Genomic DNA, 14999 nt, shown 5'->3' with positions numbered 1-14999 from the left:
TTCGCGGCGGTCATGGCCTGGGGGAGACGCCCGGTCCCATTCCGAACCCGGAAGCTAAGACCCAGCACGGCAATGGTACTGCACCCGGAAGAGTGTGGGAGAGTAGCACACCGCCGCCACAACACGTGAATATGGGAGGCATATTCAGGAGGAGATCCTGAATATGCCTCCTTTTTCATATTCGCATCCGATATTCAAGGCAATAATCCGTGAATTTTGGCTTGCTTTGCCTCCTGTTGTTTATGGCACGGGACACCTAGAATGAAAAGCAGCCAAATCAGGTGTGCAAACACCGTATGCGAAGAAAGCGGATGAGCATGGGCAAAAGAATCATTCTTGTAGGAGCCACCGGCAGGGTGGGTGCATCGGCCCTCGAGGACCTGGTCAAAGCCGGCCATGAAGTCGTCGCCTGCGCGCGGGGGGCCTCGAAGATTCAGGCAAGCCAGCAGGTGGAGCCTCTGACCTTGGATCTGCACAACCCGCTTTCCCAGGTAACCGACGCATTCCGCAAGACGCAAGCGGACGCTGTAGTCTTCACCGCAGGTTCGCGCGGCAAGGACATCAACCAGATCGATGCCCTGGGAGCCATGAAGACCATAGAGGCCGCAAAAGCGGTCGGCATCACCAGGTACATCATGCTGGGGGCCATGTATGCAGCCGACTGGCTGCGCTGGGAGCAGCCCCAGGTCAAGCCCGCAATCGACGCCCTCGCCGACTATTACGTGACCAAGAACATGGCCGACCAGTACCTGATCGGCTCCGGGCTGGACTACACCATCATCGAGCCAGGCAGCCTCACCGAGCAGGAAGGCACAGGGAACATCCAGGTGGAGCCGGACGGCCCCGGACCCATACCGATCCCTGACGTGGCACAATGCCTGGCCGACTGTGTCGACCTCCCCCAGACCATAGGCCGGATCTACAACATCACCGGAGGCAGCACGCCCATCAGACAGGCCCTCACCGAAAAACGGTGACGGAACTCGCTGATTCTTCAAGAGCAGTTCTGACGGTAAGCTTCGGCGTGTATGTACAACAACGGCAATAGTACCTTAGTTGCAATGCATGTTGCCGCTAATCGCGCGTTGGCACGCTGCGTCCCTATAATCTCGGTGAAGATGAGGTTGCCTTGGGGACCGGACGAATCCTAAGGAGGTCGTTAATGAACATCACCAATTTTCGTGATCTGGGAGGCATTCGGACCATTCACGGCCGCCGGATACGTCCCTATAAGTTGATCCGATCTGGACAGCTGGTGGGTCTGGACGAAGATACGAAGAGGGAACTGGTCGACCGCTACCGGGTGACGCAGGTCGTGGACTTCCGCCGGCCCTTCGAGAGACAAGAAAGTCCGGACGACAGGATTGATGGTGTGACCTTTACCAACATTGATCTGCTGGAACAAAGTGGTACCAACGGCGCCAGCTTGGACGATTTCGCCTCGCTGGGTTTAGCGGATCAGGTCAACGGCCACATGTTGAATGTCTACCATGACCTGGTCATGAATCCCGCGGCCCAGCAGGGGTATGGGCGCTTCCTGCGCATTGTTGTGGACAACACCCAGGGTGCCACGCTCTTCCACTGTTTCGCCGGCAAGGACCGGACCGGGTTCGCCGCGGCCCTGGTGCTCTGGCTGCTGGAGGTGGACGACGACCAGATATTCGCTGACTATCTGAAGACCAACCAGGAGAGGGTCGCGGCCAACAACCAGCTGCTGGACCAATTCCGCGCCAAGGGCTTCGACCAGGATTCACTGGATGCACTGCAGATTGCGCTCTGCGTCAAGAAAGAATACCTGGCTCATGCTCAACAGACCATGCTCCAGGCATACGGGGATGTCTTCGCCTACGCCCAGCAGGCTCTGGGGTTCGGCCCCGACCAGGTGGAGGCCCTGCGCCGCAACCTGCTGGAGTAATCGCACAGGGCTTGAGCTGGCCGGGACGGGTAGACTCGAGCCTAGACGCCAATCACGAGGAGGACATTGTGCGATACATGAATTTAGGACGGTCAGGATTCCGGGCCTCCCGTGTGGCCCTGGGGGTCATGCGGATCGATCAGAAGAGCCGCGAGGAAGCGCGGACCATTGTGGAGACGGCCATGAATGCGGGCGTGGACTTCTTCGACACGGCAGACTGCTACCATGCCGGGGCCAGCAGTCGTGCCCTGGGACAAGCTTTGAAGGATCTGAGCGTAGATCGGGACAGCGTGGGCATCCAGACCAAGTTCGGCATCTTCCGCAACCCGGACAGCGACCAGATCACCCGCTACGACTTCTCCAAGGATCATCTGCTGAAGGCCCTGGATGAGGAGCTGGTCAACCTGCAGACTGATCATGTCGACTTCGTGCTGCTGCATCGACCCGATACTCTGGTCGACTTGGACGATCTGGCTGAGGCTTTCAATGAACTGCAGTCCAGCGGGAAGGTTCGGCACTTCGGTGTCAGCAACGTCAACCCAATGCAGGTGGAGCTGCTGCAGAGCGCGGTAAGCCAACGGCTGGAGGTCAACCAGCTGCAGTTCGGACTGGGGCACACCGGCATGGTCGACCAGGAGATTCACGTCAACATGGGCGATGATCCCAGCCTGGACCATGATGGCGGTCTTCTGGCCTATTCGCGGCTCAAGTCCATGACCATTCAGGCCTGGAGCCCCTTCCAGACCGGATACTTCGACGGTGTCTTCCTGGACAATCCCCACTATCCCGAACTCAACGCCGAGCTGGACAAACTGGCCGAGCAGCATGGAGTGGCCAAGAGCGCTATTGCTGTGGCCTGGATCCTGCGGCATCCCGCTGGCATACAGGTGCTCCTGGGATCCATGAACCCCGAGCGCATCACCCAGATGGCCGCTGGTGCAGATGTGGATCTGACAGCTCAGGAATGGTACGACCTCTACCTGAGCGCCGGTCACGACCTGCCCTGATCCCCGGCTGTAGGGCCGCTCGCGTCCGCATGGTTTCTGTTCAGTTTCGCCGTTTCAGATTATGAAGGTTTGTGTCCTGCCAGTCTGATCTTGCATCAATCTTCTTGCGTCAGCTGGCAGGATCTGCCTGGTAGGGCATCGGACGCCGTGAGTGTATAAGATGCACAGAAGGATAGTCAGATCGGTTTCGAGGTAGTCGTACGCTGTCATGCATTATTTCACCCCACGACGTTGCGCTGCTACGTCCAAGATCATGTATCACGATCGGGTCAAGGCCCAGCAGGCCGCCGACCGCAGCATGGTCGAACGCGACGTTCTTCTATGGGTCTATCGCTGTGACTACTGCGGAAGCTGGCATTTGACCAGCCATGAGCCGGGCTCCTATCAGCGCGTGAGAGCGGTCTCACGCGCTTCAAAACCACACAGTCGCAAACGTGGGTACAAGCCACGTCACAGGTGAGGCAGTCATTGCCTACCAAGTTAATTTGGATTGATTCTGCCGGCCCCAAGCAGCAAGATTGGATTCCGTTGATTTCGCTGCTCGGGGCCGATTGCACTCGTCTGTCCAACTAAAGCTGGTCAACTAGGCCGGTGAACTTATCGGGTGGCCGTTACGTTGTCTAGCAGGCTGGGTCGAAGCCCTGTCGGCGGATCGAATCCAGCATTGGCTCATGGCCGGAGGCCGGGTTACGAACCTTGTCAGCCATCATGGCGCTGAATGAGCGGTGGGGATCATCCATGTGCCGGATGTCGCGATAGTAGCGGGTGACGGTCTGGTCGAAGTCGGCCAGGGCATCCTTCATGTCTGCATCATCATCGGCCAGCTGATAGGTGTTGGTAAAGATTTGGGCCTGACGAGGCATCCTGGGCTTGGGATCCGGATCCTGGGCTGGGTGACCGATGGCGAGACCCAGCACCGGATAGACCAGTTTGGGCAGTTTCAGCAAATCAATCAACCTGTCTGTGTCATTGATGACGCTGCCCAGAATGACTCCGCCAAGGCCCAGCGCGTTGGCCGCGGTCTCCATGGCGTGTAGGGCCAAGACAGCATCGTTCTGCGACTGCAGGAAGACATAACCGGAGTTGAGCAGGGTGGTATCCGGGTCCAGATCATCGGCGAATCGTCGGACCAGGTCGGCATTGCGACGCTGGTCTGCCAGGAAGATGTAGAGCAACGGGGCTTCGGCTACATAGCGCTGATGGGCCATATCGGCGATGGCAAGTGCCTCATTATGATCCGTTACTCTGATGGCCGACCATTCATGGAAGTACCGACTGGTCGCTGCGTGTTGGGCCGCTTGCTCAAGCAGGGCGACGGTCTCTTCGTCAACGGGTTCTTCTGTGAATCCGCGGATGGAGCGTCGCTCTAGCAAGGTCCGTATGGTGGGATTGTCGGCCGGATTCGTGGTCGGGGTTTTCTGCGAGTTTGCTAAGGTCATTTTGACATTCTGACCGTCAATGCCTTCCAATGCAAGACCTTGTCGTCAAAATCACGCAATCAGCGTTATCTGGACCGGTCTGGTTATCAGTCAGCGTCCCTTGCTTTCAGCGCTGGTGACGGCGGTCGATCAGAGCCTGGGAACCCCGCTCGGACAGACCTGTGACCAAGGCGATAACGGCTGCCGACAGAACGCTGAAGAGAAGACCGTCAGTAGCGCTCTCCTGATCTTCTTCGGGGTTGTCAACGCCTCCGTTGCGCTTGCGGACCAGTCCGCTCCAGAAAGACTGGAAGAGTTTGCCTGCCAGCAGTGCCGCAATGCTGGGAAGTGCAAACTTGACCAGCTTGTCTGTCAGCGAGTCCGGATCCGATTCAATAGAGTTGCGCATGTCATTCACCTTGTCGTCCACCTGATGAAACATGCCGACCACTTGGTCGGCCATCCCGCCAGGTTCCCGTCCTGAGTCCGTCATAGGTCCATTATCCCACACGCATGGGGTTAAAATACCATGCATGGATACTGAGAAAAACGCGGCGGGCAATGATGCCTCGGCTGAGAGTGAGGGCTACGCCGTGCTGTTACGGCATGGTCAGACTATTTGGAGCAAAACTGGACAGTATACGGGACGCACCGATATTCCCTTGACTGACCAAGGATGTGAGCAAGCTAGAGAGGCTGGTCGGAAACTGGCCAAAGCCTTTCCTAAGGGGTTTGACGCTGGTTGTGTTTTTTCCAGCCCTCTACGACGTGCCAGGCAGACAGCCGAGCTGGCCGGCTTTCCTGATCCGACACCGATGGATGAGATTCTGGAGTGGGATTATGGTCCGGCTGAGGGGCATCGTCCTCAAGATGTGGTGGCTAGTCTCGGCCGTGACTGGAAATTGTGGGTCGACGGCCCGCGGGCCTTGGGCATCAAGGAACTGACTGGTGACCGAGTGGTCGTTCTGCCTTCAGGTAATCGTGTTCCAGTGCACGTGACCCGCGGTGAAAGTCTGGATCAGGTGGCCGCTCGTGCGCGAGAGATAGTCGAATGGCTTGAACCCCAGGTATGTGCTGGGCGGCATGTGCTCCTGGTGGCGCACGCCCATATCCTGCGCATCCTGACCACGCAGTGGTTGGCCCTGGACCCAAGCAAGGCCCAGTTGTTCAGGATGAATACGGCGCGTTACGGTGTTCTTGGCATCTACCAGGGGGAGCGCGTGCTCAGGCAGTGGAATGTGTGACTCGACTCTTCACCATTACCTTTGCTGATGGTGTAATACCTTGCCTCTAGGCAACAGTCTTTTATGTGCGTCAGCTGTTCCTTACTTGGTTGACTTGCTGCTTAGGAAACATTTGCGTGACAGGCCGTAGCACCGACGGTATTATCACAGGTATTAGGGGAATAGCAGCAGCTCCGAATAGTGCTTTTTGGTATTCACGAGCGGTCTGTGGCATTAGGATTGGCATTTATGGTCACACTGCAGGATGTCGCCCGCGAGGCTGGGGTGTCGATAGCTACGGCGTCTTGGGCCATTAATGATAATAGACATGTCAGGATTCCTGAAGCGACGCAGGAAAGGGTTCGCAAAGTAGCTCAGAAACTTGGGTATAGGCAGAATGCGCTGGCTCGTGGTCTGGCGCGAGGGCAGTCCGATTTGATTGGTTTTATCAGCGATGGAGTTGCGACATCTCCATTTGCCGGTCAAGTTCTCCAAGGAGCGCAGGATGAAGCTTGGAGGAGTAATAAGCTGCTGCTCGTCATTGATACGAATGGAGATGATGAGATAGCAAGCAAAGCTTGTGCCTTCATGCTGGAACATCAAGTGGAGGGAATAGCATATTCCAGTTGGGTACATCATTTGGTTACTCCGCCAAATGAATTGTCCAAAGTGAATACTGTACTCATTAATTGTTTTGACTCAGCAATGCGATACCCAGCGGTAGTGCCGGATGAGGTGCAGGGGGGTGAGGCTGCCACAAATCTGTTGTTGGCTGCTGGACACACTCGAGTGGCATTTATAAATGACAAAGTCCGCACACCGGCTTCAGTTGGCAGGTTAAGGGGTTATAAGCAGGCTCTTGCTAAAGCAGGTATACCGTATGATCCCTCGTTGGTTATCCTGCGGACTGCTGATCAGGAGGGTGGCTACAGCGCAGCTGAAGCGGTTTTAGCAAGCGGCGCAGATTCGGTATTCTGCCATAATGATCGCACGGCAATGGGTTTGTATGATGCCTTGAAAAGTAGAGGGAAACGCATACCAGAAGACTTCTCGATTGTCGGATTTGATAATCAAGAAGTAATAGCGAATCACTTGCATCCTGCACTTTCAACGGTAGGGCTACCTCAATACGCGCTCGGAGTTCTCGGGATACGTTTATTGCTCGCAAACAATAGGCAAACGAAACAAAGTTCCGTCGCAAACGATAATAAAGAGTCCGCAAAAACCAATATGAGAATTGTATCCAGGCAAGAAACGTTGGTGCCGTGTCCAGTGGTGAAACGTCGATCGGTCAAACATGTTTGACTGATAAGCATTAGATAACCAATGGCATTGCTGGCTTAACGGAATAGTGAGTTGACAAACATAAAACCACCGGTCTATATTAATGCTTAATCGCTTAAATGTTTAAGCGATTAAGCGGTGTGATGGAGCCAGCTATAAGCCTCATCAATCTGATCAAGGAGGTTCAGATGCAAGTCCGGATGAAGGCCATCGGAGCTCTTGCAAGCATAGCGTGCATGATCTCAATCGGTGGATGTGGCAGACAAAGCGATTCATCTTCGGCCCAGGACAATACTGCATTAAAGACGATTGATGCTAAACCAGCCAAAGGCGAAATAACAATGTGGGCTATGGGTGCCGAGGGGGAGGCTATGCCCAAGTTCATTAAACAATTCGAACAGGAGAATCCCGATGTGAAAATCAAGCTCACCACTCTCCCCTGGAGCAGCTATAGAGAGAAATTCCGTACTGCTGTTGCCTCAGGTACAGGTCCGGACATCTCGATGGCGGGCAATGCCGATCTAGCGGCATTTTCTGATGCATTCTCGCCTGCGCCATCGAATTTTGACCTAACGGATATTCCGATGTCATTGCGAAAAATCTCGAATGTCAACGGACGACAGATAGCAATACCCTTCTATGCCGATCCGCGAGTCATGTTCTACCGCACTGATATCGCCCAACAAGCCGGATGGAACCGCGCTCCCAAAACATGGGATGAACTGAAGCAAATGGCTTCAGACGTTCGGAAGGTAGATGGAGTCAGCTCTGGAATTTATATAGGACCGGCAGGTACTGACTCCTTCCAGAATTATCTCTTCTGGGCTTACTCCAACGGAGCTTCAATAATGAATGCCGATCATTCGAAATATACCTTTGATACGCCTGAGTTCAAAGGAGCTTTGGAGTATACCACTGATCTATTTAAGACTGGTATCGCGGATCCGAATGTAAGTATTGAAGCGGGAGCGGATTTGCAGCAGTTCGTAGCCGGGAAAATACCCATTATGTTCACCTCGCCATATGCGCTCACAGAGCTTAAAAAGCTAGGCGGCGAAGATTTTAATAATAGGTATGCAACTGCTGTTTTGCCAAAAAGCAAATCTTCAACTTCCTTCGTTGGCGGTGCCAATGTGGCTGTTTGGAAAAATTCGAAGAACAAGCAGGCGGCTTGGAAGTATATTCAATGGTTCCTTAAGCCAGAGACACAAGTTGAATTCTATAAGGCATCCAGTGATTTGCCTGCGTCAACCAAGGCTACTCAGAATAAGGTCCTGTCCGACAATCCAAAGATGGTCCCGTTCCTCGAACAGGTTAAGGATGTTAAGTCTGTGCCATATGCCTCTACTTGGCCCCAGCTTCTTGCATACTCTGATAAAGAGTTTGAACATATTTGCAAAGGTACGGTAACTGTTGATGCCGGACTAGCAGACATTCAAAAGCAAGCCGACTCCTTGGGCGTAGGAAAGTGAATTGGTTTTATGCGTCGAGATAGGAACCAATCCTCTGACGTGAAGGCGATGACGGTCCTGCGCCGCCGCAGGACCGTCATCGCCTGGGGATTCTCTTTACCATTCGTCATTGTTTTCGTGCTGTTTATGCTGGTGCCTCTGTTGTCATCGCTGGCAATGTCTTTCACGGACATAGGCTCTAGTGATATTCAGACGCCTTTCAACGTGAACTTCGTGGGGTTCCACAATTTCATGTCTTTGTTCAGCGATAAGCAATTCTGGAGTTCCATGCGGGTTACGGCCTTGTTTGTTTTGGTTGGTTTGCCCCTTACCATGGCTGTCGCTCTGGCTTTGGCTGTGGCTCTGAACAAGGGACTGCGCCGTGTTAATGCCTTTTTCCGGGCACTGTTCTATGCGCCAGTGGTGGCATCAACCATAGCCATAGCAGTCGTGTGGCGATACATTCTTCAGAACGATGGCTTACTTAATTCATTGCTTGCGATAATTAATATGCAAGGTCCTGACTGGCTACATGATACACGAACCGCGTTGCTTTCTTTGATCGTAATGGCAACCTGGCGGAATGTAGGAACCTTGATGATTATCTTCATCGCAGGTTTGCAGGCCATACCAACTGAGGTTTTGGAAGCCGCATCTATGGATGGGGCTGGAGAATGGACAAAGTTCAGGTGCATTGTGTTGCCGCTGCTGAAACCTACGCTTCTGCTTGGCGCGGTTCTGCAATCAGTCTCGTATCTGCAATTCTTCGATGAACCGTTTGTAATGACTGAAGGAGGGCCTCTTGGGTCTACCTTGTCAGCTTCGTATTACATTTACGAAAAATTCGGATTCGGGCAATATGGTATTTCTTCCGCAGCCAGCTATGTCCTATTTATCATCATCGCAGCGGTCAGTGCTCTTCAATTCAGATTGATGAGGAATAAGGATGACTGAATCAATGAAATCATCGGTAGCAGTTCCATCGAGTCGACAGCGTCAATTGAGAATGACGGACGAAATCGTCCCTGATAACCGCCCTTCGTTATGGAGGAGGTTTCGTAAAGCTCACGGTATTACATACACTGTTCTTACTCTCTTCGCTTGCATTTGGATCTTTCCCTTCTTTTGGATGATTTTGGGATCGCTGAAAACCCAACGCGAGATCATGAGAATACCTCCTACCTTTCTTCCCCAGAACCCGACTTTTAGTAACTTCACGCGCTGGTTTACCGAACTTGATTTCGGCACTTTCTTTATAAACAGTGCTATTGTTGCCGTCGTCACAACATTAGGGAATCTCGTATTCTGTTCAATGGTTGGGTATGCTCTGGCCAAAATCGATTTCGCCGGCAAGAACTTACTCTTCGGACTGGTAATGATAACTTTGATGGTGCCGAGTGTGGCAACTTTTGTGCCGTTGTTTGTCATCATTACGAACATGCACATGCTCAATACGTACATGTCCCTGATATTGCCTTTCTTGACGCAGCCGTTAGGTGTCTTTTTGATGAGACAATTCATGATGGGTATTCCAGATGCTCTATTGGAGGCTGGAAGGATAGACGGTGCAGGCGAGTTGCGAATTTTCTTCCAGATCGTTCTTCCTCAATGCAAGCCACCTATGGCGACTCTGGCTGTCTTAACATTTCTCTCTTCTTGGAATAACTTTCTTTGGCCACTCGTTGCGGCGCAGTCAAACAAAATGTATACGCTGCCTGTTGCCTTGTCCTTGTACTCCACGGGTCAGCAGGCTACGGACTATAGCATTCTTTTAGCGGGTGCGGTACTGGTCGTTACCCCGATTCTCTTGCTGTTCATCTTCCTGCAGAAGTACTTCATCCAGGGGGTGACAATGAGCGGTATCAAATAACCAAGCATTGGAATCGATTCTCGGTTTAAGTGGAGCCCAAACGTGTCGACTGCAACTGAATGTAAAGGTGTTGCTGTTTAGCCACGGAATTCGGTCCGCATCTCCGCAGATCGTAAATTCCTTTAATTGCAATTAACCTGTTGCGCATAATCGCCCAGCAGGTTGTGGCTCATGAAAGGGCGCATGATGAACAAATTGTATTATCAATTTCCGGGCACTTGGTTCGGTGACTGTATGCCGTTTGGCAAAGGTGATGAATTCTATCTATTCCACCAGAGGGATACGCGTAGGCCTGTTCCGTTTGGTGAGCCATTTGGGTGGAGCTTGGTAACGACCAAGGATTTTGTCCACTATCAGGATCACGGGGTGGTATTGCCCCCTGGAGGGAAGGATGATCAGGATCAGTTCATATATGCAGGGAGTGTGTGTGAGGCAGAAGGTCAATATCACATTTTCTATACTGGCTATAATCGTGACTATTCAGCAAAACAGCTAACTTCTCAAGTTCTCATGCATGCGACCAGCACGGATCTGCTTCATTGGCATAAGACTAATGATGAGCTTACTTTCAAACCTCAGCCAGGATATGATGCAGATGACTGGCGTGACCCATGGATTATATGGGATCCTGACAATAAGCGGTATTTACTGATCCTAGGGACTCGCTTGGAAGGGCCGAAAACTATGCAGACAGGCCGAACCGTTCAGTTTTCCTCTCAGGATTTGCAACATTGGAATTTTGAAGGTGACTTCTGGGCTCCTGGAATGTATACCATGCATGAAATGCCAGACCTTTTTAAAATTGGGGATTGGTGGTATCACATTGTCACTGAATACAGTGATCGGCATGGAATGACATATAGGATGTCCCATAGCTTGAAAGGTCCCTGGATTGCCAAATGGGATGATGCTTTTGATGGCAGTGCATATTATGCTGGTCGTACTTTCGAGCTGAATGGCAAAAGAGTGCTATTTGGCTGGGTTGGTACCAAAGAGCATAATGCCGATGATGGCAATTACGAATGGGGAGGTACTTTCGTGCCTCACCAGATATCTCAACGCGATGACGGAACACTTGCAGCCGCACCGGTTGATACCTTGTGGTCGGCCTTTGCTGAAGGAGAGTGTCTGCCGAGTCGCACTTTAACTGGAGTGTATGAGCGCAGCGTTCAGACGCTCGCTTCAGAATGCGGCTCCCTATTCGCATTTGAAGCTGATTTGTCATATGACAAGGGAACGAGCTCATTTGGTGTTTTAATCAATGGTAATCCGAAAACTGGCGAAGCCTATAGATACATATTCAATGTGAGTGAGCAACGCGTTGAATTCGATGGTGTGCCTAATTATCCTTGGTTTACAGTTATGAATATAGGTTTAAATAGGCCTATCCAATTGGTGCCGGGGCAAGTTTGTCATCTTCAGGTGATTGTCGATGACACAATAGTTACAATGTATGTTAACGGTGTGGCGTTGACCAGCAGAATGTACAGCCACCATGGCGGTACGCTCGGGGCTTTCGTGACGAACGGATCAATTCATCTTTCGCATATGGAGTTGCATCGCGGATTACGCTAATTGACCAGTATCGCATCAAGATTCTTCGGTGGAGCTGTACTGTTTCGCTCGATGAGAGCGGCAGTACAGCTTTCAAAAGGAGCATTCGTCTTTCCTGTACTGAGCAGGTCAAGTATTTTAGCGCCGGTGATTATACCCAGCTGAATCGGCAGTTGCCTTATGGTTGTCAATCCCATTTCTCTGGCATAACGGCTATCGTCGAATCCGATTATGGAGAATTGACCAGGGACCGCAACGTTTCTACGTCGTAATTCCAATAACAATGGAATGGCAATTTCGTCGTCCTGACAAGCTACAGCTGTCGGTCGGCTCTTCATCGTCAAAAGTCTGTCAGATAGGACTTCTGCCATATTCGGCTTGCGCTCAGTCATTATTAGTCGCGGATTGATATCCTTGAGTTTACAAGTCCGAGCGAATGATTCCCAACGTCTATTTGCACTGAAGCGCAGTATATGTTCTGCCGTTCGAGTTGCGACAAAAACGATGTTCTGGTGTCCTAATGACATGAGGTGGTTGGCCATAATAGTTCCTCCGTGAAGATCATCCGTATTAACGGAGGCGGCCATCCTTGAATCGATAGGCGAATTTATGCCGATTAGTGGGACACCCATAGTCGCTAATCGGTCGATTTCGCGGGTCTTAATATCGAATGATGAGACAATGACGGCATCTACGTTGCGGCGCTCAGGCAGATCATCGAAAAAACATTGCTGTTCCCCGTAAGTTCCGATTTGCCAGATTGCGAGATCGTACTCTGCTGGGCGAAGAACCGCATTCAATCCTTCCAGAATCGAAGCGTTGAACTATGAGCGGATTGGGCCGCTGACTAATAAAGCAATCCTGAATGCTCTGCCGGATTTTAGAGCTGTTGCTGATCGAAGAATAGTAAAGTCAAGTTTTCGAGCCATTTCTATAACGCGATGCCTGGTTTTCGCCGAGACGAGGTCGGGCCTGTTGAACGCTCTGGATACAGTTGATACAGAAACATGCGCAGCGGCGGCAACTTCTTGTATGGTTGCTCCCATCGATACCTTTCTATCAAGAATCCCAATGAAATGAATAAGGGCGAGTTGTCATATTCTTGTGGACATGCAACGCGCCCTTGGAATCATATGTTCAGGTTGACCCACGCTGTCGTATCTTTTGGTAGCTTTCCTCCAGGACAATCTGAGGAGGCAATGATGATTCTCCCGTCAGGTAGAGAGATGGGCGTTTCTCCAAAGTTGGTTATTACAGCTAATCTAGAGCCTTTATGAATAGTTGGTCTGCTGTATGCTATGACATGTCTGCTATCGTATTTCCGTAGCCACGAAAGCTTTGTATCCCTTGTTTTGGTGAGGAGCTTTTTCCTCACCTCTATAACGCTCTTGTACAGCATCAACATAGAGGAGCTATCTTCACGCTCACCTTCGACGGTGAAGTCTTTGAACCATAAAGGCTGTGGAAGATGGGGGTTAGAGGGAGTGCGACTTTCAGTATCCGAAAATCCGAAGGATGCGCCAGTACCAAAATGCTTGTTCCAAACGGCTGGATCTGGCATATCCCGAGAGGACCAGGGGAGTGGTACACGACATCCGTCGCGTCCCTTTTCCTTTAAAGCCCCTTGTGATCGAACGGCAGTGGGGTCTTCGAGCATGTTCCATGGTATGTCTGCAACTTCGAACAAACCCAGTTCTTCGCCCTGATAAACATATACAGATCCTGGTAAACCCAGTTCAAGAAGAATAGCTGCTCGTGCTCTTTTAGTTCCAAGCGTTCTGTCCTCAAAATATGATTCACCGTTCCTGAGTACCCAGTCCTTGGCAATTTGATGCTGAGTCCTTGCGGGCACTTGTGGGAGCGCGTATCTGCTGGCATGGCGCACAATATCATGATTACTCATGACCCACGTAGCAGTTGATTTCGATCGGTCGGCTGACATCAGTCCAGCCAAGATTGCACGTTTCATCGATTCGGCTGTCCACGCGGCCTTTGCAAATTCGAAATTGAAGACTTGGCCTAGTTCATCTTCAGAGGAATACAAGTATTGATGATCCGGGTCCACCCAGGCTTCCCCTACTGCAAACCTAGGAGGGGTATACTCATTGAAAACTTTCCGCCATTCCTTGTATATATCATGCACTTCCGGTCGGTCCCATAGTGGGTTGGCCCCGTCAGGATTATGTTTATCTTGCAGACTCCATTTGTTTAGATCATTGAGATCACGAGTCAATACATCTTTAGCCAGTCCATGGGCAACATCGATACGGAATCCATCGGTTCCATGATCGGACCAGAACCGCAGGGTCTCAAGAAAGTCCTTGCGCACATCTTGATTAAGCCAATTGAGGTCGGGCTGTTCTTTCGCGAAAGAATGCATATACCACTCACCATCGCCAACAAGCTCCCATGCTGAGCCGCCAAATTCTGCAATCCAGTCAGTCGGCGGTATCTCACCATTCTTGCCGCGGCCATGACGGAATATGTATCTATCTCTGGCTGGTGAACCCTTTGGAGAAGCCAGCGCTTCCTTGAACCAAGGGTGTTGATTGGAGGTGTGGTTTGGGACGATGTCTACGATCACACGGATGTCAGCCTTATGCGCGGCGGCGACCATGTTATCGAAATCCGCTATTGTGCCCAAGCGTGAGTCAACATCACGGTAATTGATGACATCATAGCCGCCATCAGCTAAGGCCGATGGGTAAAAAGGGGAAAGCCAGATGGCATCAATGCCCAAATCTGCGAGATAATCGATTTTTGAAGTGATTCCTGGAATGTCGCCGATACCGTCATTGTTTGAATCTTTGAAGCTGCGCGGATAAATCTGATATACGACAGCCTGTTTCCACCAATCGCTGCTGCTCTGATATGAATGCATGTTCTTCCTTTTGCTGCTTCGCTTTAGAAGCGTCGTCGTTGACTTGTGTATGTGATTTTTCCTGTGTCTAGTGCTAATGCAAAGCGCATTGGTCCGCACTCGTCTTTTATCATATGAAGCATTGATGACAACGTTTGCAAATACTAACCATGCTGCGTCTCAAGTTGTGTCTGGTAAGTGGCGAAAACGGCATATTAGGGGTCTGGCCGTTGTGGGATATGAAGTGTCTGACATGACTGAAGTCAGGATTATCGTGAAAAAGGGAATAATATTTGCCAGAAGAAGTTGAGTGATGTAGGCTCAAGTTTCGAAGTGGTCATGATGGCTGCTTGCCCGGGACGACGGAAGTCGGCCATCGGGGCCACGAACGAAGCGCGAGCGGAGAACGTGAACGTC

At 51.4% G+C, this 14999-nt stretch carries 15 protein-coding genes and 1 rRNA gene; 11 read left to right on the top strand and 5 right to left on the bottom strand.

What is annotated here, in order from left to right; genetic code table 11:
- The first annotated feature begins 2 nt into the window (after positions 1–2).
- The 5 genes from rrf to AACP62_RS06910 all read left to right on the top strand — a co-directional run bounded on the left by rrf (position 3) and on the right by AACP62_RS06910 (position 3382).
- Positions 3–119 (top strand): 5S ribosomal RNA (gene rrf / locus AACP62_RS06930).
- A 192-nt stretch (positions 120–311) separates the two neighbouring features.
- Positions 312–977, top strand: coding sequence for an NAD(P)H-binding protein (locus tag AACP62_RS06925; protein WP_339347274.1), 666 nt, complete (start codon positions 312–314; stop codon positions 975–977).
- Positions 978–1162: 185 nt separating this feature from the next.
- Positions 1163–1915 carry a tyrosine-protein phosphatase gene (locus AACP62_RS06920; protein WP_339347272.1) on the top strand — a complete coding sequence of 251 codons (753 nt, stop codon included), beginning with the start codon at positions 1163–1165 and terminating at the stop codon, positions 1913–1915.
- A gap of 68 nt (positions 1916–1983) precedes the next feature.
- Positions 1984–2922: an aldo/keto reductase gene (locus AACP62_RS06915; protein ID WP_339347271.1), complete on the top strand. Its 939-nt coding sequence runs from the start codon at positions 1984–1986 to the stop codon at positions 2920–2922.
- 208 nt (positions 2923–3130) lie between these two features.
- A complete protein-coding gene (locus AACP62_RS06910; RefSeq protein ID WP_029677529.1) occupies positions 3131–3382 on the top strand; it encodes a hypothetical protein in 252 nt (83 codons plus the stop codon).
- 160 nt (positions 3383–3542) lie between these two features.
- Here AACP62_RS06910 and AACP62_RS06905 read toward each other — a convergent pair whose 3' ends face one another.
- A complete protein-coding gene (locus AACP62_RS06905) occupies positions 3543–4361 on the bottom strand; it encodes a nitroreductase family protein (RefSeq protein ID WP_339347269.1) in 819 nt (272 codons plus the stop codon).
- A 106-nt stretch (positions 4362–4467) separates the two neighbouring features.
- Positions 4468–4833 (bottom strand): DUF4235 domain-containing protein, encoded by a 366-nt coding sequence (locus AACP62_RS06900; RefSeq protein WP_339347267.1) that lies wholly within the window; start codon positions 4831–4833, stop codon positions 4468–4470.
- A gap of 40 nt (positions 4834–4873) precedes the next feature.
- Between AACP62_RS06900 and AACP62_RS06895 the strand changes: the two genes are divergently transcribed.
- From AACP62_RS06895 to AACP62_RS06870, 6 genes are all read left to right on the top strand, one after another.
- Entirely contained in the window at positions 4874–5584 is a 711-nt protein-coding gene (locus AACP62_RS06895) for a histidine phosphatase family protein (protein ID WP_339347265.1), read from the top strand.
- 228 nt (positions 5585–5812) lie between these two features.
- The gene (locus AACP62_RS06890) at positions 5813–6868 is read left to right on the top strand and encodes a LacI family DNA-binding transcriptional regulator (RefSeq protein WP_198206114.1); all 1056 of its coding nucleotides are present in this window, start codon (positions 5813–5815) and stop codon (positions 6866–6868) included.
- A gap of 167 nt (positions 6869–7035) precedes the next feature.
- Positions 7036–8319 (top strand): extracellular solute-binding protein, encoded by a 1284-nt coding sequence (locus AACP62_RS06885; protein WP_339347263.1) that lies wholly within the window; start codon positions 7036–7038, stop codon positions 8317–8319.
- 48 nt (positions 8320–8367) lie between these two features.
- On the top strand, positions 8368–9252 hold the full coding sequence (locus AACP62_RS06880) for a carbohydrate ABC transporter permease (RefSeq protein ID WP_339347339.1): 885 nt from the start codon (positions 8368–8370) through the stop codon (positions 9250–9252).
- On the top strand, positions 9245–10168 hold the full coding sequence (locus AACP62_RS06875) for a carbohydrate ABC transporter permease (protein WP_229281740.1): 924 nt from the start codon (positions 9245–9247) through the stop codon (positions 10166–10168). Before AACP62_RS06880 ends, AACP62_RS06875 begins: the two co-directional genes overlap by 8 nt.
- A 171-nt stretch (positions 10169–10339) precedes the next feature.
- Positions 10340–11743, top strand: a complete 1404-nt coding sequence (locus tag AACP62_RS06870; protein ID WP_339347260.1) for a GH32 C-terminal domain-containing protein — start codon at positions 10340–10342, stop codon at positions 11741–11743.
- On the opposite strand, the gene AACP62_RS06865 is transcribed toward AACP62_RS06870, so the two are convergent.
- From AACP62_RS06865 to AACP62_RS06855, 3 genes are all read right to left on the bottom strand, one after another.
- Positions 11740–12531, bottom strand: coding sequence for a LacI family DNA-binding transcriptional regulator (locus tag AACP62_RS06865; RefSeq protein WP_425332927.1), 792 nt, complete (start codon positions 12529–12531; stop codon positions 11740–11742). The genes AACP62_RS06870 and AACP62_RS06865 overlap by 4 nt on opposite strands.
- Positions 12532–12546: 15 nt before the next feature.
- On the bottom strand, positions 12547–12768 hold the full coding sequence (locus AACP62_RS06860; RefSeq protein WP_339347256.1) for a LacI family DNA-binding transcriptional regulator: 222 nt from the start codon (positions 12766–12768) through the stop codon (positions 12547–12549).
- Between the two features lie 83 nt (positions 12769–12851).
- On the bottom strand, positions 12852–14603 hold the full coding sequence (locus AACP62_RS06855; protein ID WP_339347255.1) for a glycoside hydrolase family 13 protein: 1752 nt from the start codon (positions 14601–14603) through the stop codon (positions 12852–12854).
- Positions 14604–14999 lie beyond the last annotated feature (396 nt).

Source organism: Bifidobacterium apis (genome assembly GCF_036986835.1).
Taxonomy (GTDB): Bacteria; Actinomycetota; Actinomycetes; order Actinomycetales; family Bifidobacteriaceae; genus Bombiscardovia; species Bombiscardovia apis_A.
The sequence above is the reverse complement of the archived record's forward strand: the minus strand, read 5'-3'. Positions and strand labels throughout refer to the sequence as shown.

Excerpts from the sequence above, each read along its gene's own strand:
- AACP62_RS06925 (WP_339347274.1), top strand. The coding sequence starts at position 312 with ATGAGCATGGGCAAAAGAATCATTCTTGTAGGAGCCACCGGCAGGGTG.
- AACP62_RS06920 (WP_339347272.1), top strand. The coding sequence starts at position 1,163 with ATGAACATCACCAATTTTCGTGATCTGGGAGGCATTCGGACCATTCAC.
- AACP62_RS06910 (WP_029677529.1), top strand. The coding sequence starts at position 3,131 with ATGCATTATTTCACCCCACGACGTTGCGCTGCTACGTCCAAGATCATG.
- AACP62_RS06905 (WP_339347269.1), bottom strand. The coding sequence starts at position 4,361 with ATGACCTTAGCAAACTCGCAGAAAACCCCGACCACGAATCCGGCCGAC.
- AACP62_RS06900 (WP_339347267.1), bottom strand. The coding sequence starts at position 4,833 with ATGACGGACTCAGGACGGGAACCTGGCGGGATGGCCGACCAAGTGGTC.
- AACP62_RS06895 (WP_339347265.1), top strand. The coding sequence starts at position 4,874 with ATGGATACTGAGAAAAACGCGGCGGGCAATGATGCCTCGGCTGAGAGT.
- AACP62_RS06890 (WP_198206114.1), top strand. The coding sequence starts at position 5,813 with ATGGTCACACTGCAGGATGTCGCCCGCGAGGCTGGGGTGTCGATAGCT.
- AACP62_RS06885 (WP_339347263.1), top strand. The coding sequence starts at position 7,036 with ATGCAAGTCCGGATGAAGGCCATCGGAGCTCTTGCAAGCATAGCGTGC.
- AACP62_RS06880 (WP_339347339.1), top strand. The coding sequence starts at position 8,368 with ATGACGGTCCTGCGCCGCCGCAGGACCGTCATCGCCTGGGGATTCTCT.
- AACP62_RS06875 (WP_229281740.1), top strand. The coding sequence starts at position 9,245 with ATGACTGAATCAATGAAATCATCGGTAGCAGTTCCATCGAGTCGACAG.
- AACP62_RS06870 (WP_339347260.1), top strand. The coding sequence starts at position 10,340 with ATGAAAGGGCGCATGATGAACAAATTGTATTATCAATTTCCGGGCACT.
- AACP62_RS06860 (WP_339347256.1), bottom strand. The coding sequence starts at position 12,768 with ATGGGAGCAACCATACAAGAAGTTGCCGCCGCTGCGCATGTTTCTGTA.
- AACP62_RS06855 (WP_339347255.1), bottom strand. The coding sequence starts at position 14,603 with ATGCATTCATATCAGAGCAGCAGCGATTGGTGGAAACAGGCTGTCGTA.